The sequence below is a fragment of the Arthrobacter sp. H35-D1 genome, assembly GCF_030063185.1.
Lineage (GTDB): Bacteria > Actinomycetota > Actinomycetes > Actinomycetales > Micrococcaceae > Specibacter.
Map to the genome: position 1 here is coordinate 1 of NZ_JASISP010000007.1, position 23,588 is coordinate 23,588.

Sequence of the window (23,588 nt, forward strand, 5' to 3'; positions counted from 1 at the left end):
AATCAGCCAAGCCCGTGCCCGCTTCCGCAGCTCAAGCTAAGGACGCGAAGCGGTACCGATGTCCTGAGACATCAAGTGTCACCAAAGTCCTGAGGCAGAACTGTCACCGATGTCCCGAGAGATCACAATCTTTAACAGCAACCTGAGCCACGCCCCTTGAGCTCCGCTCCTGCCACCCTCGAGCCTTCGATTACTGTTAGGCATCAGCCTTGCTGACGAAGGTCCTGTCAGGCGACGGATTGTTCATTGCGGTCGCCCAGGAGGCCTACACCAGGTCCTTGAGCAAGCGCCCACAGCTGCCCAGGTGGTCCAGGAACACCTGGACCTGCTGGTTCGACCACCCTTCGGGACTTCGTACACTAACGAAACCCTGCTGGATCTTCACATCACGCCGGGGCTTGGTGCCATCCCAATCGATGAAAGCTACTTCCGTGAAATCACACACTGGATTCGTGAGATGCAATCGAATGGCAAATCGGCCAAAACCATCAAGAACAACCACTCTCTGATCTTTTCGTCGATGGAAACGGCTGTAAACCTGAAGTAGCTGTCAGACAATCCTTGTCGTGGCGTCCAGTTGCCCTCTGTCGCCACCGTGGAAGTCGACGCTCGCTTATTGACGTACTCAAAGTTTGGCCAAAGCTCGTCCCAGATGCCTGAACGCTGCAAGGGTGTCACACAATTTTCGTCGTGACAGCTACGCGTTTCGGTGAGGCGATAGCTGTGACCGTTGCGGACGCGGACCTTGTGTTCTAGCCGGGGACTGTGAGAATTGCGCACAGCGTGGAAGCGCGACGGCAGCAACGGCCTCCACGTTGGACCCACGAAAACTGGAGCAAGGAAGCAGACTGTCTCCCTGGCCCCGGACCTTGTAGAGATTCTCATTCCCTTGATTGCAGGCCGGCAGGGGAGTGGCATCCTCTTCACCACGGGAACAAACGGGAGAAATGCGCACAGCGTGTACTGGCAGAGGTACTAGTTATCGACGGTGCAGGCGCCCCAAACAGCACGTTTTATGAAGACTCCCCGAATCCACGACCTGATGCATACCCGGCTCACATTAGGCGTTGGATCCGCGGAAACTGCTTGCAGAGTGCGTTAAGGATGCTCAGAGTCACAACAACAAGCTCCAAGAACATCATCATGCCGCCGGTCAGAATAAGCATGGTGCATGGGTCTTCCTGATTGCGATAAACCTGCTCGCTGCCTCATCTATCGCGCGATACGGAAAAATCACCCTCCACAGGTCCAAGGGCTGCTCCAAAGGAGCGCCTTAACATTGCGCATTCGAGCCAGGCATTCCCTCAAATCTAGGATCTCAGACTACACGGCAGAAGGGCCTCGACCTTTGAGGAACCGGCTTGTGGGCACTGCAGCCAGCCATTGTTCGATGAGGCATCAACTTGCGGTCAATCGTGGGGCTTCTCTCAGCCAGGAGCATCGAAGCCGGCTGTGTGCGCCTTTGCGACAGCTTCCGCCCGTGTGGCGACCCCGAGCTTGGCGATGATGTTCGACACGTTGTTGCGCACGGTCTTTGTCGTGAGAAAGTAGGAAGCCGCGATCGCATCCGTCGAGCGACCGTGGCAGAGCTCGATGAGGATGTCGCGTTCACGTGAGGTCAGCTGAGGAAATATCCCCTCGGAGCTGCTCAGTCCGTGGACAAGCTGGCGTGCGAGGGGCGCATCCACGAATAGACTCCCCTCCATGACTGCCTCCAGCGCACGGTGCACATCCGCACTGTGCGCGCCTTTGAGCAGGTACCCGGTGGCACCGGCACGGAGCGCTGAGAAAAGGGCGACATCGTCGGCAACCATCGAAAGTACAAGCACTCGCCGGCCGGGATCGTCGCGAAGCAGCCGGCGGATGGCCTCTATCCCGCTAATGCCCGGCAGGTGTAGGTCGACTACGAATACATCAACGGCGTTTGTATGGGCCAGGTCGAGCAGTTCCTCGCCGGATGCTGCTGCGCCGACGACATCCATGCCCATTTCCTTCAGAAGAAGCGTGAACCCCTCCCGGAAGACCGCGTGATCATCGCAGACCAGAATCTTCACGATCGTGGCACTTTCGCCTTCTCGGGAAGCTCGGCTCTCACGATGGTTGATGCGCCGTCGAAGTCGACGACGAGAGAGCCTCCCAACGAAAGTGCGCGCTTCTCCATCGAGGCCAGGCCACGACCGCCATGTGAGCCAGCTTGTCGTGGACCGGGACCATCGTCAGTGATCCGTATTCGAAGTCCCTTGTCGACGCGGAAGAGTTCGATCGAAACACGGGTCGGATGAGCGTGACGGAAGGCATTGGTGAGGGATTCGGCGATGATGCGATAGGCGACCATGCCAGTTTGCTCAGAAAGATTTTCGTCGATGTCCGACTGCACACTGATCTCCACGCCTACCACTGCCATCTCGTCAGCGAGACGCCTGACGGCGCTCTCGAGACTGCGGCCGTTCATGCGGATCGGGCTTAGATCAGCGAGCACACCGCGCAGAGTTTGCAGGGCTTCATCTGCTGCGGACCGAACCATTTCAATTACCTCGAGCGAGTCTGGGCGGCCTGATCGGAGCCGGAGTGCTGCGATGTCGGCATGAATTCCGATCGCCGACAGGAGTGGGCCGAGATCGTCGTGAAGGTCATCCGAGATTCGGTCCCGTTCGTCAGCGCGCGCCTCGATTACCTGCTGCTTGGACGTTCGCAACCCGGCGATCAGGTCCTGCAGGGTGATGGCGGCGATGGAGACCGGAATGAGCGGACTAATGAGGAGCTGGACGAATGGAGACCACTCAGGGAGCAGCAGCACTGCGAACAGCGCAGGCACGGTGACGAGCATTGCTCCCAAGAGGGGACGCAGTCGTCGTGTCGAGTGAGCAGCGGACGCCACAAGTCCGATAGTGAGCAGCGCCGCTGTCGCGACGATCGCAAAGCCCACAAGCTGGCCGCCCTCAAACACCGGCGTGTCCGCCCGCCACAGAACACCTGCTCCCATAGCGATCGCACATCCGGAGATCGCTGCCACGATCCCGAGCCTGCGCCAGCGGACGGATACGGTACTCGCCGGAATGAAGAGAATTGGAACGAGGGTGATGGGTAGGGTGATCGCGATGACCCAGATCCATCCGCCGGTCCAGAGCGCAAGGTCAGGATCTGCTCCGAGCAGTGGCGAAATCTGCACCCAAGCTGTGCCGCTGACGGCGAGTGCTGCGCTGCCAGCGACTGCCAGCATGGCCATCGCGACAACGCTGGATCCACCCGATAGAGCCACCACCACGGCAAGCGAAGCCCAGATGACAGCCTGACTTACGTCCTCGATGGCATGCAGCTCAAACAGCCGCTCGGGAGCGACCGCCGCCACCACCGACCCGCCGAGCACTGCGGTGCCGGCGCTCAGCCCCGCGGTGACCGTCAGCGGGGTGCTTCGGGGCTTGGTGATCTCGTGGACGTCCATGGTAAAACAACTATGGCCTCACTTCGTACGGTCAGACAAGGGGTTGAGGTAACCACTCCGCGCAGCCTTGACGACGAGAACAATCAACGCGATGGCGAACGGCGCCATCGTGACCAACACGATAGGTCCGAGTTCACTGAGTGCGAGGGCGACCACAGTCCCGGCCATGAGCAAGATCGGCATGAACTTGCCGACTCGTCGCGACAGGAGGAGACCTGCCCCAACGACAGTCAATCCCAGTGCGAAGAGGATGAGCACCCAGTATCCCAACAGCACGCCCTCGGCGCCGGAAACGATCGTTAACACGATGTCCTGGCCCACGCTGGTCGGGATCCCTGTCCGGGTCGCGGCGTGTGTTGCATACCCCTGTACGATCTGGCTCAACCCGTTGAGTATCGCGCCGGCGCTCATCAGCAGCAACCCGATTCGCGTCAGGATGGCTCCCCGCGCCGAGAGCGGAACGAGAAACCCGATCGGCCCGGCCAAGAGGATGAACAGCGCCGAACTCACCCCGGAGAGCATCCGCTTGGCGAAGACCAACTCACGCTGCTCAGCCATAACGCGGAATGCCTCCTCGATCGTGTTCGGAAGCACGGGAAAGAATGCCTCCGTCAGCACGAAGATGACCGGCGCGATCACCGCTCCCACGACTATCGTTGTTCGCCCGGCGGGTGAGACACCGTCGCGCGTAGATGTGCCGTGCTCGGCACCCACATGTTGGGCTTGGACCATCAGATTCTCCGTTCGAAGTTTGTGGTCCCACCATCTCGCAAATGGTTCCCGACCGGCAGAGGCGGTTGCCATGCTTCTCCGGGACGCGGCTCGATACGCCGGCTTAGTCAAAGTGAAACCGTCGCGGGGAGATCAGCGGGCGGGTGCGGACCGCCAGCCACACCCGTCTGCCCAACAACAAGACCAAAAAAGATATGAAGAAAACTGGACAAGACCATATTCTTGACGGAAAACAGCGGGGTACCCCGGTCCACACGATCGGCGGACACCTTTGCATATACCCCGCAGACCTCAATGCTTGGCTCCGCGCCAGGGAGGAACATTGATGCAAACTGCACGACGGCGGATCCTCCGTGAGTGCCAGGCTAGGCGCCCACTCCCCGTGGAAACATGGGACAAAATCAAACGAACCTAGTTGGTAGTCGGTGGCTGGAGAGCGTTTGCCTGATACCGGGACAGCGACGGCATCACCAGAACAGTTCAGGCCTGTGGCGCCCCCGCCGCCAGCGCACAGCGCGCACTGATCTGGACTCAAGGAACGGATCGTCAGCAATCCGGAGGGAGTCTCACGAGACATGCGCCTCAATGCGCTGAGTGAATTGTGGTTCGGTGAGAAGGAAACTGGCGGCCGAGCCAGCCGACAAACTGTCAGGGCCTACCGCAACACAAACCGGCGCACTGTTTGACAGGTATTGTCAGGATTTCGATTGCGCGAACTCAGCACGAGGAGGCTGGTCCAATTCCCGAAGCAGGTTTCCATGGAGCACCTGGCAACGGTAAGGCACTCCAAGGTTTCTCTCGTCGTCATGGTCACCCTGACAGTGAGCCAAAAGGCCATTCCCAGCCCCTTTGTAAAGTCGCCGACATGCGCCAGCTTAAGCACAATGCCCGGGCCCGCAAACACCGCTTCCTCGACAAAATCAATTCGCCCTGCAAGGTCGCATCGATGAGGTCTACTGGTACTCCTTCACCTTGACTATCTTTGACGTCAGTGACGACGAGGCAACCGACCGTATCCACATGCCGTCAGCATGACGACCAGCCGTTTCTGCTATTGGCTTCCGAAACCTTGACGGTGCAGCTGCTGATCATCCGGCGGAACCACTCGGCAGCCAAGAACCAGCAAGACTCCAAGTGCGCTGCCTGTGGATCTGTGAAGATCCAGAGAAGACCATGCGACTTCATGGGGGAAATTATCCTTTCTCGGAGGTCAAGAAGGTCTATGTGAGGATGGTGACGGTCGCCGGGTCGCCCAGTGGACGGCGGCGCGGCTGCGCGCTGTGCCGGTCTCGCGAGGGTCGGTTGTTCGGACGGCTCAGCTGCCTGGGACGTCAGGTTCTAGGTTGTGGCAGGTACATCTCACCCACGGGAACCGGCACGCTTAATCGGTTGTCGGGGCCGGGCAACGGGCATGCCCAAGCGGGGTCGTAAGCGCACGAAGGGTTGAAGGCGAAGTTGAAGTCCAAGGTAAATAGTTCACCCTCGACGCCGAGGTGGGCGCCCTTGATGGTGTCCAGCAGGTAGCGGCCAGCCCCGTAGCTGCCGCCGTCGGCTCCAGACGTGGCATCACGGAAGGGGAGGAAGATGCCGCCGCCGTATCCGGAGTGCCGCCACGCGGCTAGTTTGCCGACGTCCGGGATATCAAAGGTGCCCAGCCGCACGAACGACACCGTGCCATCGGTGCCCGTGGCCACCGTCATTTCCTGTCCAGCACCCTCAGAGTCGATCTCGCAGGAAAACCGCCACGCTGGATCGTAAGGTGCCATGCTAAGGCCAGCGAACACGGCTTTCTTTTCGGGATCCAGCGCCGAGGCAGGGTGGCTGGCAAACATTGCATCGCGTTCCCGCACCCACAGTTCATGGGCCACCGATGCGCCATCGTGCTCGGCCGTGGCGCGCACTTGTGAATACAACGCGAAGGTACGCAGGCGCCAGTCTGCAGTATCAGCGGCTGTTTGCTCAACGGATGCCATGTCTATCCCAACTCCGTGCAGTCGATGGCGGACGTCGGCGGGTGGGCGCACATCCAGCCCTTGAGAACATTGGACCCGCAGGAGAACAACGAGCGGTTGTCTGGCGTCAGTCGCTGTGCCAGGGGTAGTGGGAAGTAGCCATAAGTTCGGCGAGATTCAGGCAGGTCCGGCACAGGGGCTGGGGCGCATGGTGTGCTCATGATTCCAGCGTGGGCGAACTTGGGCAGAAAGGAAAGCAGCATGTCGGCATGTTGCCGCACAAACTGGTGTCTACCTTCAGCGCCATGGGCGCAATGTTCGACGGCGGAACCTCCTCTGGTGCCACCGTCGAACATTGTGTGGAAATTCCTGCTGTTGGCGAGCCTTAATTCTGCCAGAACGGGTAGTCGATGTATCCTTTGGCGCCCTCGGTGTAGAACGTGGAGTAGTCAGGCTCATTCAGGGGAAGGCCTTCGCGCCAACGCCGGGCCAGGTCCGGGTTGGCCAGGGCAGGCCTGCCAACCACGACGGCGTCGGCCCAGCCGCTGCCGGCGACGAGGAGAGCCTCGTCGAGCGTAGTGACGGTGCCGAAGCCGGTGTTGAGCAGGAACGGGCCACCGAAACGGCTGCGCAGCTCCCGGACCAGAGCGCCGGATGGGTCCTTGTGCAGCACGCTCAGGCCTGCCAATCCCAGCGCGGCGATACCGTCGGTGAGCGCAGCGTAGGTCGCCAGCGTCTCGGCGTCGTCTGTTTCCAGTGCGCCCTGGACATTGTGTTCGGGGGAGATGCGCAGCCAGGTCCGGTCGGCGCCGATGGCCTCCGCGACGGCCGTCACCGTCTCGATGACGAAGCGTGCACGGTTCTCCGGCGAGCCGCCGTAGGTGTCGGTGCGGTGGTTGGCGGAGGGGGCGAGGAACTCATGGAGTAAGTAGCCGTTCGCGCCGTGCAGCTCGACGCCGTCGAATCCGGCGGCGATGGCGTTGCGGGAAGCTTGGACGAACTCGGCCGTTACTCCGCCCAGTTCTTCAGCGGCCAGGGCATGAGGGACGGGGAAGGGCTGCTTGCCGTCGTAGGTGCGAGTCTCGCCTTCGACGGCGATGGCACTGGGAGCCACGACCGGGTTGCCACCCGTGTTGGCCGGGTGTGCAACGCGCCCGGCATGCATGACCTGGGCGATGATGAGTCCGCCCTCGGCGTGCACGGCGTCGGTGACCCGCTTCCAGCCGGCGATGTGCGCGTCGGTGACTAGGCCCGGCTGGCGGACAAATCCCTGTCCGGCGAACGACGGGTACGTGCCCTCGCTGACGATCATGCCCATCGAGGCGCGCTGGCGGTAATACTCGACGACATCGTCTCCGGGGACACCGTCAATCCCGGAACGGGATCGGGTGAGCGGGGCCATGACGAGTCGGTTGGACAATTCCAGGGCCCCGAGGGTAACGGGGGAAAACAGGTTCATGGTTGCTCCAAGCAATGGTTGGCATTGACCTCGTGGACAACCGCCCTGCTACGAAAGGTATTCCCGGCCGGCATGTCACCGATGGGTCGGGGGCGCACTCCCTGATTTTCTCGCACACTGCCACGTGCGGGAGGGGAGGACGTTCTCAAGACCACTCTGTGGATGTTCGACGGCGGCCGGTCCAGCAAGACGGCAACCACGGCGCCTGCGGGCTGATCCCAGAGCCGCCGTCGCGAACATGCCCTCAGAACCAGCTGGCGCATCCAGTGTGTTCGTCCCATTGCTCACCCGTGTCGGTTTTGCGGTGTTGTAGATTTCTCCCGCAATGCCTGTCCAGAAATGCCACATGTGGTTACGCTGGGTAACTACCCGGCCCAGTCGGGCCCCCGAAGCGGTGCGGAGAACGTCATAGGAGACATCACATCGTCAAATCATCAGCACCCGGCACGGAGACCATGCCCTCGGACCTGGCGATATCGCGCGCTGCGGTCCGCCGCCCCTTGGATGAGGTCGCGGCAACCATGGGTATTGGTCCGCATCTGTTGGAGCCCTACGGAAACGCAGCAGCCAAGATCTCCCTCGCGGCGATCGAGGAACTGCGTGAACGCCCGAGGGCCAAATATGTAGTTGTCAGCGCAATTACGCCGACCCCGCTTGGATCCGGCAAGACCACCACCGCCCTGGGATTGGGCCAAGGCTTCAGGCACATCGACAAACTCGGGGTCGTCACCATCCGGCAGCCGTCGATGGGGCCCACGCTGGGCATCAAGGGTGGAGCTGCTGGAGGCGGCTACGCGCAGGTGGTCCCAATGGAGGCCCTGAATCTGCACCTCACCGGTGACATGCACGCCGTCACCGCCGCCCACAACCTGTTATCGGCAATGATCGGCAATCACCTCCAGAAGAAGAACCACCTTGGACTCGATCCACTGCAGATCACCTGGCGGCGAGTTCTGGACGTTAATGATCGCGAGTTGCGCAACATCATCACCGGGCTCGGCGGCCCTGCCGACGGCAGTCCGCGTCAGGACGGTTTCGACATCACCGCTGCCAGCGAGGTCATGGCGGCACTGTCACTGTGCACGTCATTGCAAGACCTCCGCGACCGGATGGGCAGAATCATGGTCGGCTACGACGGCGCCGGGGAACCCGTAACGGCGGAGATGCTCAAGGCGGCGGGTGCAATGACGGTGATACTCAAGGACGCCGTCAAGCCGAACCTGATGCAAACGGCGGAACAGACCCCCGTGCTGGTGCATTGCGGTCCGTTCGGAAACATCGCCACCGGCAACTCTTCGATTGTTGCCGACCTGCTTGGCATTCACTCCGGCGACTATCTCATCACCGAAGCGGGATTTGGTGCCGACATTGGAGCGGAGAAGTTCTTTAATATCAAGTGCCGTGCCTCCGGTCTCACCCCGGATGCTGCCGTCATCGTGGCGACAGTGCGCGACTTGAAAACCCACTCCGACAAGCACAGGGTCGTCGCGGGCCGTCCGCTTCCGCCAGAAATGCTTGTTGAAAACCCTGACGATGTGTTCGCGGGGGCGCCAAACCTGCGTCGGCAGATCGCCAACATCCGCCGTCACGGAGTTGTGCCGGTGGTCGCTGTGAATGCCTTCCCCACCGACTACGAAAGCGAGCATCGGGCCATCATAGAGATCGCGGCGGAAGAGGGGGTGCGCGTGGCGATCAGCCACCACTTCACCCAAGGCGGCAAGGGTGCGGTCGAACTGGCCGAGGCGGTGGCGGAAGCTTGCAGTGAGCCGACGAATTTCCACCGGCTGTACGCTGATGGACTCCCTCTCGTGGACAAGATCGATGTGATCGCGCGCGAGATGTACGGCGCCGACGGCGTGGATCTCTCGCCACTGGCAGCCCGTCAGCTGGAAAAGTACGAGCGCGCCGGTTTCGGCGACCTGCCGGTGTGCATCGCGAAAACCCACCTGTCCTTGTCTGCCGATCCCAGTATCAAGGGCGCACCCACAGGTTGGCGGCTGCCGGTTCGTGAGGTCCGGGCATCGCTTGGCGCAGGATTCATCTATCCCATCTGCGGGGACATGCGGACCATGCCGGGCCTTTCGTCTGCGCCGGCAGCCGAGCGCATTGACATCGACGAGGCCGGCGAGATCGTCGGGCTTTCCTGATGGAAGCCACCGGCTGGGCTTCGGGCGACTACCTCGACCGTCCGTTGCGTGAGCTGTTCGAGGATGTTGCCAGCGGAGATTCCGTGCCGGCCGCCGGATCCGCCGTGGCTGTACTGGGTGCTCTCGCGGCGGGGCTAACCGCGAAGGTGGCCCGCCGCTCAAGCTCCGGACTCCCTAGTGTTGCTGACCTCGCCCAACGCGCCGATGAGCTGCGGGAGGGGCTTGAACCGCTGGTGACCGCCGATGCCGCAGGCTACGTGGAGGCACTGGCGGCACCAGGCGACCGGGCAGCTGCGATGGCTGCGGTGTCCGCTGGAACGGCGTTCATGGCGGAGTCGGCTGCCGAGATTGCACAGATCGCAGCGGTTCTGGCCGCGGACGGCAACCAGAACCTGCGTTGGGATGCCACGGCTGCAGCCCGGATCGCAGTGGTCGCTGCCGAGGTGGCCGCGGAACTTACTGCGGCGAACGTCGGGGAGGATGATCCGTTTCCGCGGGCACACTCGGCCGCCATCTTGGCGCGCACTGCCGCAGACCGCCTCAAATGAAACCAGCATTCCTCCGGCTGGCGGACTCTGGACTCATGCCGACAACACTTCGGTCCCAGTTCTTTCCGGCAGGAATACCGAAAGAAGTGGCGGGGAGACGCAAACCCAAGCCAAAAAAGGATGAATCAACGACGACCGGATCTGCACACCCCAAGACACGTGCACAGCGGCCAGACCCCCATGCAAGCTTCGTGACTGAAGAATCAGTTTACGGAACCCTGCTGGTCAGTGGCATGATCGTCGTTTCCGGCGGCTACGGAGCCACATCATGGGAGACCTTCCTCAGCGTGTTGGGAACAGTGATTGTCTTTTGGGCGGCGCACGTCTACGCCGGCACCGTTGCCAGCCACGGCGTCACACAGGGCGATGAGATCACCCTCGGAGCGGCATTCCGGCATGCGCTGCAGCGCTCAGTTGGATTCTTCACCTCCGCACTGGCACCCTTGGTGGTCTTGCTGATCGGAGCGCTGCGCATTACACCCGACGCCGTGGTGATGTGGGTTGCCCTCTGGCTCGGAGTCGTAATCCTCGGCGCGCTAGGCTACATTGCCTTTACCCAACGTGGCAGCAGCTGGAGAATCCGTATTCTGGGAACGCTGGGAACAGCAGCACTGGGAGTGGCCATGATCTTGCTGAAGGTCCTGATCCACTAAATACACGCCCATCAGTCTTCAACGCACCCATGCCCTGGCGGCCGGCCCAGGCAGAACACCACGACCGAGATCGAAGCACCGTTAGGGTGTCGCGGGGGAGAAGGTGAGTCCGGTGTCGTTGGTGATGTCGTGGCCGAGTGCGGTTCCGGCCAACACGGCTGGTTCAAACGTCGCTGCGGAGGTTTCCCACGTGGTGCCTTCGGCACTTGTGAGCAGCATCCGCCCGAAGGCGATGAGACCCTGATAGGTGGAGCTGAGAGCGTAGAGACCGTCGTGTGTGGAGAGCAGGACTCCTTGGTTGCTGTGCTTGTGTTGTTGTCCACTGCGGAACCAGTGCTGGCGTGTCGGACGTCAGCCGGTGAGCAGCAGAACGTCTCCCGGGTAGAGGTTTCGTGCAAGAAACTGTGCCAGCGCCGGCGCGGACCGCATTGGACGACGCCGTCGATCTCCACTTCAGTTTCGCTGACCGGGACAGGCACGCTGGTGAAAGCGCGCCAGCCGCGCATCCTGCCGCTGGTGGACGTGGACGTGGACGTGGACGTGGACGTGGACGTGGGCTTGGGCGCAGGGCTTGCTTGTCAGCACCTCGTGGGCGGCATCAGCCACGTGCATCAGCGATGCGAGCAAGGACCAGCCGGTGGTTTCGGCTGGCGACCGAGATCCTGCGGATCGGATGTGCTGGGAGAGGATTTGCGCGAAGCTATGTCCATGAATCCTCAGTTTCACATGACAAGTCATTCGCAAGCTTCCAGCCAACTCACAAGATCTTGTGATTAAGTATATGGGCAATCCGCAGCCAGGGATTGTCCGATCCCGTATAACGGAGACTAAGGAGTCAGCATGCAACTCGAAAACAAGGTAATCATCGTCACAGGTGGAGCTTCGGGAATTGGCGGTGCGATTTCCAAGGTCTTAGTGGCTCGCGGCGCCAAAGTTGTTGCGGTTGATGTCAATGGCAATGCCGGGGAATCCCTCAAGCGGGATCTCGGGGAGAACGTCCGGTTCGTCTTGGGCGATGTCAGCGACAAGGCAGTTGCGGCGACCGCCGTCGAAATGGCCAGCGAAATCTTTGGCAGGTTGGACGGGCTGGTCAACAACGCCCATGCATCGCGTCAAGCCATGTTCAACGACCTGACCGAGGAACAGTGGGACCTCTCCTTCAACACAGGTTTCCGCGCCACCCGCCAGTTCATGGCGGCTGCCTACCCGCTGCTGGCCGTCAACGGCGGCTCCGTGGTGAACTTCGGTTCGGGCTCGGCCATGGTCGGACAGGAAACCCAAGCTGCCTATGCTTCGGCCAAGGAAGCCATCCGCGGGCTATCCCGTGTCACGGCCAACGAATGGGCCAAGGACAACATTCGCGTCAACGTGGTCTCTCCCATGGCGCTCACCCCAGGGGTGAAGGCATGGAGCGAGGCCTACCCGGAGATGTACAAGGATTCGCTGGCCAAGGTGCCGCTGGGTCGCTTTGGAGATCCCGAGGCGGACGTCGCACCGATCGTGGCATTCCTGCTCTCGGACGATTCGCGGTACATGACCGGCCAAACTCTCATGGCCGACGGCGGAGCCAACAAGCTCTACTGATCCTTCGCAGGAACCTGCAGACACCAGTGTTTGGAGGGACCTACATATTTTTTCCGCTGTTGCCTCAAGCAGATTTCGAAGAACGGTGGTCCGGTTAGGGCGTGAGTGGTCCTTGCAAGATTCGAAGTGCGAGGTCAGTATCACCGTCGAGGGTTGAGGTATTGGCGAGATTAGTGCGATCCCAGAGGCCGCAGTACATTTCCTGCAAGGGTGCGCTGATCGATGCCAGCGCAGGACCTTCGCCAAGTGTCCAGCTGGCCGCACCGGGCACATTGAAGGTTACGGCCGCTTCCACAGGAGGCATGCGTTTGTGCCGGAGCTGGAACGGGGTCATCATCGTCAGGACCTCGTCGATTCCGTCGACCATGAAGTCTTCATCGAGTGCGGGCATCTCGAGATCCGTTGCCTGGCAGGCATCGATGAGGTGGAGGGTGTGTTCATGGGCTTGGCGCCTCAGCCAGAATCCGGCTTTGCGCGGGGGAGGGCCGAAGTTCCAGCACGGGACCTCGGGATCAATGGCTGCCATTGCCGCGAGGAAGTCACCCACCCCTTCGAGGAACCATGTCGGAGCGCCTGTTGCCGGCGCGGCCGGACGCTCAACAGATTTACCTTCCAGCAGCACCTGGCTTCCCCATCGTTCGACTGAGCCGAGGTGCCCGAAAAGTTCGTCGAGTGTCCAGCCCGGACACGCGGGAACAGGACGGCGTAGAAGTTGGTCCGACTGGTGTGCAATCCTGACCAGGCGATCGAGAGTGCTGGCCAGCTGAGCTAAGTAGCGTTCCGGAAGCATGGGTTGAGCATACCGGAGCACCCGGCAACAACGGCGTTAAGGGTTGACGTCCCCAGAAACGACGGCGTTCTTGGCGGCCAGGATGTGAACACGCATCACAGCCTCAGCCCATTCCCCGTCGCGGGCCTTCGCCGCAGCCACCAGCTCCACATGATGGTTCATGCTTCTTTGCAAGGACTCCGGGGAGTAGCTGAGAAAAGTGTGCGCCACCATGGTCGGGCGCAGGATTGCACGCAAGGCGATGGAAAGGTGCCTGTCTCCGCACCGCTCCACGAATATTCTGTGGAAAGCAGCATTGAAGGCATTCAATTCCGTGAGCCCTCCCGCCCGCACCGTGTTCAGGCTTGAGGAGGAACTGAAAAAGACCGCCGTGCTGGTTCATGATGGGACAGCATTTGTGGTCAACCGCCTTCTGCTGCGCATGGCGGGCACCATCTTGAACGCCTTCGACGACTGCACCCCGGCTGACACAGCTGACAACGCGTGGAAGCCGATGGGGTTGCCGGAGACCCCATTTGCCCTGCTGGTCAGGTTGGCCCGACGGTGGCGGAACATCTCAGCGAATCCTTGCATGCATCATGCCTCATGCGGCGAGAGGCTTCTCATCTCGAGCAACCTGCAGAGAATGACCGCGCACAGCACTGACTCGTTCTGGGTCAACAGCTCCTCTGGTCACCGGCACATGCCTGAGTCCACGCTGAATCTGTGGCAGTCAATCCGGATACCTGTTTTGCCCTGGTGGCAGGAGCCCCGGTAGGGAAACTCGGTACCGACCATCAAGAGCGCATCACGGCTTTCAAGGGCGTGTTGGGCGGCAGGGTTTCCTATCAGCCTCGACTGGCCAACTTGATGGATGTTGCCGTCGTCGAGCCCTTCCTTGGCTTTCAGCGTCAAGACCATGGGGGCAGCCAGCTTCCGGGCGACCTCGAGTACCGGCTCTTTTGCGTCCCGAGTCCCCATCCCTACGAGCAGGGTGACACTGGCCGCCTGCTCAAGAAGGGACGGCATCCGGGATGGGCTCGTGACCGTTTGGGGAAAGACTGCCACATCACTGAAGGCTGTCAGTGGTGCTCTCCTTGAAGAAAACACTGCCAATTTTTGCGTGCCGTAAACCGATCCAGGCCCAGCCGACCTTCAACCCAGACCGTCTTTACCCGCGGCCCACCGCGGCTTGGACGGTCATGGTCGCCACCGTCCTCACAGCAGTGTCCTTCCGTTGCGGCCCCGCTGGGCAGCGAATGAATCCGCGTCCGCATTCGCCCAGTCTTCCGCCCAGTGGTCGGGCGCCTGTGCCAACAATTCGCCGGGCGACAACCAAGAGTAAAGTTCGGCATATGATTGCGTGTTCATGTGGCCGATCCGGCGTCGCAACATCAGCGGGGTCAACTCGTCCGGGCCGGCGGTCCCCATGGATGCCATCATTCGAAGTGCCTCGTTGACAGTTGCCTCTTGAAAGAGTTGCACCCTGACGCTCTTGCTTTCCACATCGAGGGCCCGGGCCCGGTGCGGGTCTTGGGTGGCAACTCCCACCGGGCAGTGGTTCGTGTGGCAGCGCTGGGATTGGATGCAGCCAGTGGCCATCATCATTGCGCGAGCCGCGTTGGTGTAGTCGGCGCCCTGGATGATCCTCTTGACGATGTCCGTGCCGGTGGCCACCTTGCCCGCGGCGCCGACCCGAATCCGATCACGGAGCCCGGTTCCCACCAAGGCGTTGTGGACCAACATGAGCCCCTCCGTCAAGGGGGTTCCCACATGATCCTCATATTCCATGGGTGCCGCGCCGGTGCCCCCTTCCGAGCCGTCGACAATAATGAAATCCGGTGTTATGCCTTCTGAAATCATTGCCTTGCACATGGCCAGCACATCCTTGCGTGATCCGACGCAGAGCTTGAACCCCACGGGCTTCCCCTGGGCCAGCCCGCGCATGGTTGCCATGAATTGGATGAGCTCCCGGGGAGTGGAGAAGACCTTGTGCGCCGCCGGGCTGACGCATTTCACGCCCTCGGGCACACTGCGGGCCTTGGCAATTTCCGCGGTGACCTTGCCAGCCGGAAGGACTCCGCCAATTCCAGGTTTGGCGCCTTGGCTGAGTTTGAGCGAGAGGCATTTAACGGACGGGTTTGCGGCCTTTTCAGCGAACATTGCCGGATCAAAATCGCCGTCCTTGGTCCGTGCCCCGAAATATCCGCTGCCGATCTCCCAGACAATATCGCCACCATTGCGCAAATGGTATTCGGAAAGCCCTCCTTCGCCCGTGTCGTGGGCGAAGCCGCCCATCGCGGCTCCCTTGTTCAACGCCAGAATGGCGTTGGCGGACAGCGCCCCGAAGCTCATGGCCGAAACGTTCAACAGCGCCATCTCATAAGGTTGTGTGCAGTCGGGCCCGCCGATGCGCACGGTGGGCGCATGCACCGGCGGCTCCTTCGGCGTCGTCGAATGCACCAGATATTCATAGCCGACGGCGTTGACGTCGCGTTCGGTGCCGAACGCCTGTTCCTGGTTGGTGCCCTTGGCCCGTTCGTAGATCAGGGACCGGGTGTCCCTGTCGAAGGGCCTGCCGTCATAGTTCCGCTCGATGAAGTACTGCTGGAGCTCTGGGCGAATGTATTCGAACGCGTAGCGCAGGTGCCCGATCACCGGATAGTTCCGCAGAATTGAATGCTTTTTTTGTGTTGCGTCTGAAATGGCCAAGATCAGCAACGCGGCAAAAATCGCCACTGCCACCCACAAGCCCGGCCCCGCCAGGGCCACCAGAAGCACTGAAACAGCTGTCAAAAGAAGCAATATGGAAACCATGAGGATCCGCAGCATGACCCCAGCATAGACCTGACGACCTTCGTAACGGACCCCTTTTTCCAGAGCAAATCCAGCAGGCGCCGTCGAGAGCAACCACGGTGTGAGCCGCAGGAATTCTTTCGTCCCTGCGTTGGTCGGGGGAGCCCGTCGAACGAAGCCGAGCAGTGGATGTCGAGATGCCCGGTGACCCGAAGCTGGTTGCAGGTGTGGTCCACGTGCTGATGAAGGGAGCGGGACATCAAGGCCAGGCCTCCGACGCGGCTGAAGTACTTCCTGTGGCTGAGGTACTCCGCATCGGGTGGGTTGAGGGAGTAGCAGGCATTGCCCACCGCGCCAGATGGTGGCTGCCATATTGGCTTCATATCGAGTTCATGGATGTGGGTGTTGGACACCACTAGAGCAAATGACGGGGAAAACCATGACTGTTCCTGAAGAACAGATTACCGTCCTGGGTGGCGCTAGCCCGGTGTTCCGGGGCACGTGCCCGATCAGCAGTGCAGTGCAGGCGCTGCTGACTGGGGACGTGGGGCTCCGATCGAATCCACTTCCGCGACTGGCGGTTGTGGACTGCCCGACAGCAGCTGCGCAACAACGCCAAATGAAGTAGTATCGGCATCAAATGCGTATGTAACGAAATTATAACTTTTTGGATGTTCTCGATTAGGCTGGAAAAAAACGTGCCCTTGAGGGTGCGATCGTGGACCGCTTCGCCAAACCCCGTCGGCGGGCCACGACCGTTCAGCCACCAGACGGGGGTGGAGGAACCACCACCGGTGCCGCATGGCACCTTGGGGTGAAGCCCGCACAACGAGTCACTGTCTTCACGGCTGTGCCTGTTGAACGGGCCGGGCAGGCCACTCGCCCGAATCCGACAGCTAACTTCGCCGGCGTCGAGAGGACTACCATCTTGTCTGCAGCACCCCACCACGGCCGTCGTCGTGCCACAACCACCAAATCCGGCCCCACGTTGCGCCTGCGTCGCGGGACACTGATCTCACAGCCAGCCTTCAAACGGTCCAATAGCGGCAAGCAGTTGGGCATCGTCGCGGTGGCCGGAGTCATCGCTCTGTCGGCCCTGCCGGTAGCCCATGCCGAATCGCACCGTCTTTCTTCTGCTGTCACCGCCACCGTCCAGTCGGCCGCTCCTGCGGCAAGCTCGCAGCAGTCTGTGACTGCCGACAAAGATGTTGAGGTGACCTTTGCCAAACCGGAGGTCTCCAGCAAGCCCGCGCCGCCGGCACCGAATGCCGGTGGCACGCCTGCTGCAGCTCTGGTCCCAGCCGCTGCGCTCGCGTCGCCTGTTCCGGCGGCGGAGCCGGTGCCCGCAGCCGTGGAGCAAGCCCCGGCTGCTCAACCCTCTTCGGGGTTGCTCCCGCCGTTGGCCCAATTGAACGTCACCTCTCCCTTTGGGTACCGATCCAATCCCTTGACCGGCTCGGCTGGGGAATTACACACAGGAACTGATTTTTCCGGTGCGTGCGGTACCGCAGTGTTCGCTGCCGGCGCCGGCACTGTGACCGAGGCAGGTTGGAGCCAGTACGGGGGCGGAAACCGCATCGTCGTGGATCATGGCGGTGGCATCAAAACCACCTACAACCACCTCGAAAGCATCGCAGTCAGCGTTGGCCAACAGGTCAGCGCCGGCGCTCAGATTGCCGCAGTGGGAACAACGGGGAACTCCACCGGCTGCCACCTGCACTTTGAAGTGATGGAGAACGACCAAACCGTCAACCCGGCCCCCTTCCTCTGATCTTTCCCGCTTGGACCGGATATGCAGGCCATGCATGCCCTGGGAGAGTTCCTTCAGGACGTCAGTAGGCGTGCCGGTGACGCAGTCGTTGTTGCACAGGACCAGCCCGTGCGGTGGAGGCTCCGGTGTGGGAGCCCCTGCTGCGGGGACGCGATCTCCGTGATTGGCCATCGGCGTATAACTGCCCGAAGGTGACGACTGCGCAGCCTCGGACCCCGCAGCAACTGCGGGGCCCGTGGTGGTGACGACACTTGTACTGCTGACTTGGGTTGGCTGCATGGGCGACGGATGTAGGCCGCCGATCACGTGCAGGCATGCACGTCGTGAACCTTTCTATTGGCTGAAGTCATCTGAGACTGACAAAAAAATATGGCAAATAGCAACAAAAATATACCCTTGGGGGGTATGGTTGGCAACTAGTAACTTTCAAGCGAGGCGACCCTGCAGGGATCGCCAAACTGTTGCGAGTAGCCACCATTGATCCATGTTGTGTCGGAAGTTGGAATGTCCACCTTTTACGAGAGGAACGCCAATGTCCCCCTACCTGAGCGTGTTCATCGTGATTGGTGCATGCTTGGCGGCCATCGGTGTGCTGTACTTGCTCGGCCGCGTGGTCTCCGTCTCATCTGCAACCGTCGAGGTGCTTCCGTTCCAGTCGGGATGGCTGCCACGCGAGCATGCACTGTCCCGGTTCCATGCCCGTTGGTACCCGATGACACTGGTATTCCTTGCCTTTGATGTTGAGATGCTGTTCATGTATCCATGGGCCGTGGTCGTGGCGCAGATGGGCGCTGAGGCGGTTATAGAAATGTTTGTATTCCTGGGTGTGCTCCTTGTTGGTGTCGTTTGGGCTTGGCGAGAGGGGGCTTTCCGATGGGTGTGAAGGGGATTGTTGCCCGGTTGGCCACCGGCCGTATCCATGTTTTTATTCTTGAAATTCCAGGGCATTTGATGCTGCGAATGCAGGTGGAGGCTTCGATCGCGGCCCGCGGCTGGGTTCTGGCCGAAGCCCCGGCCGATGCAGATGTGCTGCTCATTGTCGGTGAGGCTCCGGATGCTTTCATTGAGATCGCCGACGGCGTCTGGAACCAAATCCCCAGCCCTCGCCACCGCACGTCCGTTGCGGCGGTCGCGGCGATATCCGAGACACTGGATGCTGTCCCCGCAGTTCTGCGCGACGAGCAGCAACAATCACGCGACGCCCGGCAACGCCCGCAGCACGTCATCGGGGGCTCCGCTGAGTCCGAGCACAGCGACGGAAGTGATTCTTCCGGTGATGGCCATGGAGACGGCGCAATGGACATGGAAGGGATGGACATGGGCATGGACATGGATATGTCTGGTCCTGCCGGGATTCCGCTGGCCAGCGGGGATGAAAGTGACCGTGATGGATTGGAGATGGACATCATCCACCTCACCCTGGGGCCGGTCCTGCCTGACTGGCCTGCCGGCCTGGTGGTGCATTGCACTTTGCACGGTGACGTCATTGGTGACGCTGCCATGGAATTTCTTCCCGGCACGGGGACGAACAAATCCCTGGACGCAATCCCGGCAGGTTTGCCGGCCGGGCCCACAACACGGGCTGCCATGCTCTGCGATGCGGCCGGATACCTGCTCGCTGTCGCCGGGTGGGAAACAGTGGCACTGAAAGTTCGGCGAATCCGCGACGGACTTATCACCGGAAATGCGCCTGAGCAGATGGCGGTGAGACTGAGCCGGGTGTACCGGCAGCTTGAGCGTTCGCGAACTCTGCGTTGGTCGCTGGCAGGAATCCCGAAGGCAGTGGATATTGGCGCACGCACTGTGCTGCTCGGCTGGCTGGAGTCTGCGGCCGCGCATTTGGCTGAAGGGGAGCTTGAGCCGGACGGTTCAGTGTGGCCCGCGAGCCTCGAGGACGTCCGTACCGCGTTGCTAGGCCAAGAGCTTTCCGTCGCGCGGCTGATTGTTGCATGTGTCGAGCCCTCCCGGATCGCGGAGCTGAGCGGGGCAGTCCATGGATAGCGTCAATGGTGCCGTTTGGGTCTTGGTGCTGCCATTCGCATTGGCAGCGGTGGCGCTCTTGGCCGCGGCAGCCAACGCCGCTCTGGACGGCAGGACCCGGGGGGTCTCCACCACATCCGGCTGGGTCGCACCGCTCCAAGAGAGTGCACGGCTGCTGCGCCAACAACGACGGACCCTGCCCGGAGCAGATAGCCTCTTGTGGCGGATCGGCGGCGCTGGGCTTGTCGTGGCGGCCGTGCTAAAGGTTCTGGTGGTTCCGTTCGGAGGTTTCACGTTTGCCGACTTGTCAGTGGGACTGGTCTGGTTCAACGCCATGGACGTGCTGCTGTGGGCGCTGTGGTGGCTGCTGGGGTGGGGAGCGAACAGTGCGTGGTCGCTGGTTGGCGGCTATCGTTTTTTGGCCCAGGCGCTATCCTATGAGCTGCCGCTGATGTTTGCCTTGACTGCACCGGCCATTGGTGCAGGAAGCCTGCGCCTGCTGGATATTCAGGACGCGCAAAGCGGCCTCTGGTTCGTGGTCTGGATGCCCGTCGCTTTTCTGGTCTTTGCAGCGTCTGTCGTGGCCTTTTCCTCCTGGGGCCCGTTCCAGACTGCCACCGGGCGGGATGCAGCCGGTGGGGTGATCGGTGAGCTCAGTGGTGTGGACCGGCTCGTGGTCCTGGCCGGGCGTTACATGATTCTGGTGGCGGGAGCAGCGTTTTCGGTACCGCTGTTTTTTGGTGGCGGCAGCGGGCCGTGGCTTCCGGCCGGGGTGTGGGTGGTGATAAAGACTCTCGCGGTCGTCGCCTTGTTGCTCACTGTCCGCAGGCTGTTTCCAACGCTGCGACCCGAGCGTCTTGCGGAGGTCGCCTTGGTGTTGATTATGCCGCTGGTCCTGGTCCAGGTGGCTGTTGCTGCCGTCATCGTCGTCGTCAACGGAGGGGCCCTGTGATGTCCGTCGTCCTGTTTTGGTTCTTCTCCATAGTGGCCGTGGCGAGCGCGGCGGCCGTGTTCATCGTCAATTCAATGGCCAGGGCCTCCTATGCGTTGGCCCTTTCCTTCATCGCCGTGGGTGCGATCATTGTCCAGCTGGAGCTTGACTACATCGGGGTCATCACCATCTTGATGATGGTGATGGAGATGGCGATCATGGCCGTGTTCATGGTGATGTATATGGGGATGAATCCGGCCCTGATGCCGATGGACATGAGGCACAACAAACACCGATCGGCGATTATTGCGGTGTTCGTGTTTGTTTTGCTGGCGGCCGGGGCATTGCTGATTCCGTGGCCTGAACGGATGGGTGTGCCAGCTGCGAATGTGACGGCATCGCTGGGGGAGTCCCTCATGGGATCGAAGATGTTGGTGATGCTGGTCATTAGCCCGGTTCTGTTCGCCACGATTATTGCTTCCCTGGTGTTGGCAAATCCTCGGGGCCGCTATGACCGGCGCGGGGACAACCTCGACCGGCGTGGCGCCGACGGGCGGTCCGAGCCGGAGGATCCGATCCGGGGAGGGCTGGGCCGATGACTTTGCAATTGGTGCTGCTGATTGCAGCCGCTTTGTTCGCCATCGGCCTCTATGGTGCACTGTCCCAGCAGGTCCTCGTCATGGTGATGATGGGCATTGAAGTGATGATCAACGGCGTGCTCCTGGCAGGAGGGGCCCTCTGGTTCTTCCTTGCCCCGACACCGGACGGCCAGACACTGCTGGTGGTGATTCTCGCTGCGATGACGGTGGAAATGGCGATGGGCTTCGCTGTCGCCACGGTGATTCACCGGTCCCGGAATTCGGACATGACCGATGCTGCCACGGAGCTGCACGGATGAGCGCGGCGCTGCTGTTGATGATCGGACTGCCCGCCTTTGCAGGGGTTTTTCTCCTACTGGCGGGCCGCCGGCTGGCCCGCGCAGCTACCGGCCTGTCCATCACCGTCGCAAGCCTTACCCTCGCTACCGCCGTTGTCGCCGCGGCGACCGCGCCAGCCGTGGTTTTGCCGTTCGTTTCTCCGGATGGCGCCGCCCTGGCCGTGGACGGCCTCACCGCGGTCCTGCTGCCCACTGTTGCCGCGGTGGCCCTGCTCGTCTTGGTCTTCGCGGGGGCCGAGGGTCTGCGCCCGGAGGGTCGATTCCACGGACTCATGCTCCTGTTCACCGCCGCCGTGATGGTCACCGTCACCGCAACATCGTTGCCTGCGCTGCTTGCGGCCTGGGAGATCATGGGCGCCACCTCCTACGCCCTGATCGGATTCCGCTGGCAGGAAGCACGAACCATGCCGGCAGGGCTGGTGGCGTTCGCCGTGACCCGGGCCGCGGACCTGGGCATCTACGCCGCTGCTGGAGCCGCCGTCGTCGCCGGATCCGGCTGGCGGTTGGAGGACCTCGCGGCTGCGGACGGCCCTTGGCTGCACGTCATTGCCGCAGGCATGCTCATCGCGGGTCTGGGGAAAGCGGCACAACTTCCGTTCAGCTTCTGGTTGTCCCGCGCCATGGAAGGACCCGGCCCGGTCAGCGCGCTGCTGCACTCTGCAGCGATGGTCGCCATGGGCGGATACCTCCTGCTTCGGCTTGAACCCTTGCTGCTGGCCTCGGGATGGGCCGGTCCCGCGGCCGCATGGATCGGTGCTGCAACCGCGGTGGTGCTCGGCATCGTCGCACTGACCCAGAGCGATCTCAAACAGCTGCTCGCCGCGTCGACGGCCGCCCAACTCGGCTTCGTTGTTCTGGCCGCCGGACTGGGTGCCACTGCCGGCGGTGCCGCGCAGCTGATCGCCCACGCCGCCACCAAGGCATTGCTCTTTCTCGTTGCCGGGGCGTGGCTTACCGCTGTGGGCACGAAGCAGTTTCCAGCCCTGCGGGGCATTGGCAGACGCTGGCCTGTGGCCGGGGCTGCCTTCCTGCTCGGGGCGCTGTCCCTGGCCGGGTTGCCGCCACTGTCACTGTGGTGGGCTAAAGACGCCATTCTCGCCGCCGCTCTCCACATCCATCCCGCCCTCTATGCGGCGGGTCTGATCGGTGCGGCTTTGGCTGCCGCCTATTCAGCGAAGATGATAGCCATTGTCTGGGCCGCACCGTCCCGGCAGGAACGGACTGACACTGAACAAAGGCTGTGGGACACGGAACAGGCGGGCACCCGCGGCATTCCTTCGGCAGCGACCGCACCGCTGGTGGTCCTGGCTGTCGCGGCTGCGGTGCTCGGAATCCTTGCCGTGCCAGGTTTGTCCGAGCCGTTCCGGAGGCTGCTGAATGCAGAGGCGGAGGCCGAAAGCACCGTGTGGGAATTGGCCGCTTCTGCGGTGATCGCCCTTGTTGTGGCTGGTCTCGTGTTGCGTCGCGGCACCCCAAGCATTGCGGCCGCCAGCCACTGGTTCGGACTTGAACGAATCTCCGCAGCGGTGCTGGTGCGTCCCATGTTCGTCACCGCCGAGGCGCTGGCGCGTCTGGATGGGCGCCTCAACGCAGCCGTCACCGGGGCTGGACGCATGCTGGGGGACGCAGCCAACCGTGCGGGGTCCCTCGATGTCCGGCTCAACGCCGGCGTCAACGGTGTTGGCCGCGTGCTGGGGCGGACCGGTGCCGAAACGGACACGCTGGATCACGCAGTGGACCGCACGCTCGGGGTCATCACACGTGGCACGGCGTCCCTTGGTCACTTGGTTCGCCGAGCCCAGACCGGCGCCATCGCCGACTATTATGCCGGTGCCGCCATGGTCACCGTCGCCGCATTCATCTTTCTGATCGTCGTGAGGTAGCCAC

At 61.8% G+C, this 23,588-nt stretch carries 24 protein-coding genes and 1 riboswitch; of the genes, 13 read left to right on the top strand and 11 right to left on the bottom strand.

Translation table 11 applies throughout. The features are described from left to right. Positions 1 to 304 precede the first annotated feature (304 nt). Positions 305 to 547 (top strand): hypothetical protein, encoded by a 243-nt coding sequence (locus QMG25_RS09600; protein WP_283459692.1) that lies wholly within the window; start codon positions 305 to 307, stop codon positions 545 to 547. Between the two features lie 880 nt (positions 548 to 1,427). On the opposite strand, the gene QMG25_RS09605 is transcribed toward QMG25_RS09600, so the two are convergent. From QMG25_RS09605 to QMG25_RS09620, 4 genes are all read right to left on the bottom strand, one after another. After that, on the bottom strand, positions 1,428 to 2,054 hold the full coding sequence (locus QMG25_RS09605; protein WP_283459694.1) for a response regulator transcription factor: 627 nt from the start codon (positions 2,052 to 2,054) through the stop codon (positions 1,428 to 1,430). Then, positions 2,051 to 3,442, bottom strand: a complete 1,392-nt coding sequence (locus QMG25_RS09610; RefSeq protein ID WP_283459696.1) for a sensor histidine kinase — start codon at positions 3,440 to 3,442, stop codon at positions 2,051 to 2,053. Before QMG25_RS09610 ends, QMG25_RS09605 begins: the two co-directional genes overlap by 4 nt. Positions 3,443 to 3,460: 18 nt before the next feature. Beyond that, complete coding sequence (locus tag QMG25_RS09615; RefSeq protein WP_283459698.1) at positions 3,461 to 4,090, bottom strand: hypothetical protein; 630 nt, start codon at positions 4,088 to 4,090, stop codon at positions 3,461 to 3,463. 1,415 nt (positions 4,091 to 5,505) lie between these two features. After that, the gene (locus QMG25_RS09620) at positions 5,506 to 6,147 is read right to left on the bottom strand and encodes a DUF1684 domain-containing protein (RefSeq protein WP_283459700.1); all 642 of its coding nucleotides are present in this window, start codon (positions 6,145 to 6,147) and stop codon (positions 5,506 to 5,508) included. Positions 6,148 to 6,356: 209 nt separating this feature from the next. On the opposite strand from QMG25_RS09620, the gene QMG25_RS09625 reads away from it, so the two are divergent. Beyond that, on the top strand, positions 6,357 to 6,515 hold the full coding sequence (locus QMG25_RS09625; protein WP_283459702.1) for a hypothetical protein: 159 nt from the start codon (positions 6,357 to 6,359) through the stop codon (positions 6,513 to 6,515). Here QMG25_RS09625 and QMG25_RS09630 read toward each other — a convergent pair. Beyond that, positions 6,512 to 7,585, bottom strand: a complete 1,074-nt coding sequence (locus QMG25_RS09630) for an alkene reductase (RefSeq protein WP_283459703.1) — start codon at positions 7,583 to 7,585, stop codon at positions 6,512 to 6,514. The genes QMG25_RS09625 and QMG25_RS09630 overlap by 4 nt on opposite strands. 455 nt (positions 7,586 to 8,040) lie before the next feature. Here QMG25_RS09630 and QMG25_RS09635 point away from each other — a divergent pair, with 455 nt between their 5' ends. From QMG25_RS09635 to QMG25_RS09645, 3 genes are all read left to right on the top strand, one after another. Further along, positions 8,041 to 9,732 (top strand): formate--tetrahydrofolate ligase, encoded by a 1,692-nt coding sequence (locus QMG25_RS09635; protein ID WP_283459705.1) that lies wholly within the window; start codon positions 8,041 to 8,043, stop codon positions 9,730 to 9,732. Then, entirely contained in the window at positions 9,732 to 10,280 is a 549-nt protein-coding gene (locus QMG25_RS09640) for a cyclodeaminase/cyclohydrolase family protein (protein ID WP_283459707.1), read from the top strand. Before QMG25_RS09635 ends, QMG25_RS09640 begins: the two co-directional genes overlap by 1 nt. Before the next feature lie 191 nt (positions 10,281 to 10,471). Further along, complete coding sequence (locus QMG25_RS09645) at positions 10,472 to 10,933, top strand: hypothetical protein (protein WP_283459709.1); 462 nt, start codon at positions 10,472 to 10,474, stop codon at positions 10,931 to 10,933. A gap of 81 nt (positions 10,934 to 11,014) precedes the next feature. On the opposite strand, the gene QMG25_RS09650 is transcribed toward QMG25_RS09645, so the two are convergent. Together QMG25_RS09650 and QMG25_RS09655 are read right to left on the bottom strand one after the other, a co-directional pair. Beyond that, the gene (locus QMG25_RS09650) at positions 11,015 to 11,152 is read right to left on the bottom strand and encodes a hypothetical protein (protein ID WP_283459711.1); all 138 of its coding nucleotides are present in this window, start codon (positions 11,150 to 11,152) and stop codon (positions 11,015 to 11,017) included. A 234-nt stretch (positions 11,153 to 11,386) separates the two neighbouring features. Beyond that, entirely contained in the window at positions 11,387 to 11,659 is a 273-nt protein-coding gene (locus QMG25_RS09655) for a hypothetical protein (protein ID WP_283459712.1), read from the bottom strand. A 114-nt stretch (positions 11,660 to 11,773) separates the two neighbouring features. On the opposite strand from QMG25_RS09655, the gene QMG25_RS09660 reads away from it, so the two are divergent. Next, entirely contained in the window at positions 11,774 to 12,517 is a 744-nt protein-coding gene (locus tag QMG25_RS09660) for an SDR family NAD(P)-dependent oxidoreductase (protein ID WP_283459713.1), read from the top strand. Between the two features lie 94 nt (positions 12,518 to 12,611). Here the strand turns inward: QMG25_RS09660 and QMG25_RS09665 are convergent, their stop codons facing one another. The 4 genes from QMG25_RS09665 to QMG25_RS09680 all read right to left on the bottom strand — a co-directional run bounded on the left by QMG25_RS09665 (position 12,612) and on the right by QMG25_RS09680 (position 16,118). Beyond that, on the bottom strand, positions 12,612 to 13,307 hold the full coding sequence (locus QMG25_RS09665; RefSeq protein ID WP_283459715.1) for a maleylpyruvate isomerase family mycothiol-dependent enzyme: 696 nt from the start codon (positions 13,305 to 13,307) through the stop codon (positions 12,612 to 12,614). Between the two features lie 36 nt (positions 13,308 to 13,343). Then, positions 13,344 to 13,640, bottom strand: a complete 297-nt coding sequence (locus QMG25_RS09670; RefSeq protein ID WP_283459717.1) for an FCD domain-containing protein — start codon at positions 13,638 to 13,640, stop codon at positions 13,344 to 13,346. Between the two features lie 339 nt (positions 13,641 to 13,979). Next, entirely contained in the window at positions 13,980 to 14,315 is a 336-nt protein-coding gene (locus QMG25_RS09675) for a hypothetical protein (protein WP_283459719.1), read from the bottom strand. Between the two features lie 189 nt (positions 14,316 to 14,504). Then, positions 14,505 to 16,118 (bottom strand): FMN-binding glutamate synthase family protein, encoded by a 1,614-nt coding sequence (locus QMG25_RS09680; RefSeq protein ID WP_283459721.1) that lies wholly within the window; start codon positions 16,116 to 16,118, stop codon positions 14,505 to 14,507. A gap of 683 nt (positions 16,119 to 16,801) precedes the next feature. Next, a riboswitch (cyclic di-AMP (ydaO/yuaA leader) is annotated at positions 16,802 to 17,005 on the top strand. Between the two features lie 5 nt (positions 17,006 to 17,010). Here QMG25_RS09680 and QMG25_RS09685 point away from each other — a divergent pair. The 7 genes from QMG25_RS09685 (at position 17,011) to QMG25_RS09715 (ending at position 23,584) form a co-directional block, all read left to right on the top strand. Next, positions 17,011 to 17,853: a M23 family metallopeptidase gene (locus QMG25_RS09685; RefSeq protein WP_283459723.1), complete on the top strand. Its 843-nt coding sequence runs from the start codon at positions 17,011 to 17,013 to the stop codon at positions 17,851 to 17,853. Positions 17,854 to 18,385: 532 nt separating this feature from the next. Further along, positions 18,386 to 18,736, top strand: coding sequence for an NADH-quinone oxidoreductase subunit A (locus QMG25_RS09690; RefSeq protein WP_283459725.1), 351 nt, complete (start codon positions 18,386 to 18,388; stop codon positions 18,734 to 18,736). Then, positions 18,727 to 19,854 (top strand): hypothetical protein, encoded by a 1,128-nt coding sequence (locus QMG25_RS09695; RefSeq protein ID WP_283459727.1) that lies wholly within the window; start codon positions 18,727 to 18,729, stop codon positions 19,852 to 19,854. Before QMG25_RS09690 ends, QMG25_RS09695 begins: the two co-directional genes overlap by 10 nt. Then, positions 19,847 to 20,785, top strand: a complete 939-nt coding sequence (locus QMG25_RS09700) for an NADH-quinone oxidoreductase subunit H (protein WP_283459729.1) — start codon at positions 19,847 to 19,849, stop codon at positions 20,783 to 20,785. Before QMG25_RS09695 ends, QMG25_RS09700 begins: the two co-directional genes overlap by 8 nt. Continuing rightward, positions 20,785 to 21,363 carry an NADH-quinone oxidoreductase subunit J gene (locus QMG25_RS09705; protein ID WP_283459731.1) on the top strand — a complete coding sequence of 193 codons (579 nt, stop codon included), beginning with the start codon at positions 20,785 to 20,787 and terminating at the stop codon, positions 21,361 to 21,363. Before QMG25_RS09700 ends, QMG25_RS09705 begins: the two co-directional genes overlap by 1 nt. Then, complete coding sequence (locus tag QMG25_RS09710) at positions 21,360 to 21,662, top strand: NADH-quinone oxidoreductase subunit NuoK (protein WP_283459733.1); 303 nt, start codon at positions 21,360 to 21,362, stop codon at positions 21,660 to 21,662. Before QMG25_RS09705 ends, QMG25_RS09710 begins: the two co-directional genes overlap by 4 nt. Beyond that, complete coding sequence (locus tag QMG25_RS09715) at positions 21,659 to 23,584, top strand: proton-conducting transporter transmembrane domain-containing protein (RefSeq protein WP_283459736.1); 1,926 nt, start codon at positions 21,659 to 21,661, stop codon at positions 23,582 to 23,584. The genes QMG25_RS09710 and QMG25_RS09715 overlap by 4 nt, the downstream gene beginning before the upstream one ends. Positions 23,585 to 23,588: the final 4 nt, after the last annotated feature.

Bases quoted from the DNA above. Each gene is read 5' to 3' on its own strand.
- QMG25_RS09665 (WP_283459715.1), bottom strand. From the start codon at position 13,307: ATGCTTCCGGAACGCTACTTAGCTCAGCTGGCCAGCACTCTCGATCGC.
- QMG25_RS09630 (WP_283459703.1), bottom strand. From the start codon at position 7,585: ATGAACCTGTTTTCCCCCGTTACCCTCGGGGCCCTGGAATTGTCCAAC.
- QMG25_RS09640 (WP_283459707.1), top strand. From the start codon at position 9,732: ATGGAAGCCACCGGCTGGGCTTCGGGCGACTACCTCGACCGTCCGTTG.
- QMG25_RS09660 (WP_283459713.1), top strand. From the start codon at position 11,774: ATGCAACTCGAAAACAAGGTAATCATCGTCACAGGTGGAGCTTCGGGA.
- QMG25_RS09695 (WP_283459727.1), top strand. From the start codon at position 18,727: ATGGGTGTGAAGGGGATTGTTGCCCGGTTGGCCACCGGCCGTATCCAT.
- QMG25_RS09705 (WP_283459731.1), top strand. From the start codon at position 20,785: ATGTCCGTCGTCCTGTTTTGGTTCTTCTCCATAGTGGCCGTGGCGAGC.
- QMG25_RS09620 (WP_283459700.1), bottom strand. From the start codon at position 6,147: ATGGCATCCGTTGAGCAAACAGCCGCTGATACTGCAGACTGGCGCCTG.
- QMG25_RS09680 (WP_283459721.1), bottom strand. From the start codon at position 16,118: ATGCTGCGGATCCTCATGGTTTCCATATTGCTTCTTTTGACAGCTGTT.
- QMG25_RS09635 (WP_283459705.1), top strand. From the start codon at position 8,041: ATGCCCTCGGACCTGGCGATATCGCGCGCTGCGGTCCGCCGCCCCTTG.
- QMG25_RS09700 (WP_283459729.1), top strand. From the start codon at position 19,847: ATGGATAGCGTCAATGGTGCCGTTTGGGTCTTGGTGCTGCCATTCGCA.
- QMG25_RS09690 (WP_283459725.1), top strand. From the start codon at position 18,386: ATGTCCCCCTACCTGAGCGTGTTCATCGTGATTGGTGCATGCTTGGCG.
- QMG25_RS09610 (WP_283459696.1), bottom strand. From the start codon at position 3,442: ATGGACGTCCACGAGATCACCAAGCCCCGAAGCACCCCGCTGACGGTC.
- QMG25_RS09710 (WP_283459733.1), top strand. From the start codon at position 21,360: ATGACTTTGCAATTGGTGCTGCTGATTGCAGCCGCTTTGTTCGCCATC.
- QMG25_RS09675 (WP_283459719.1), bottom strand. From the start codon at position 14,315: ATGCCGTCCCTTCTTGAGCAGGCGGCCAGTGTCACCCTGCTCGTAGGG.
- QMG25_RS09650 (WP_283459711.1), bottom strand. From the start codon at position 11,152: ATGCTGCTCACAAGTGCCGAAGGCACCACGTGGGAAACCTCCGCAGCG.
- QMG25_RS09715 (WP_283459736.1), top strand. From the start codon at position 21,659: ATGAGCGCGGCGCTGCTGTTGATGATCGGACTGCCCGCCTTTGCAGGG.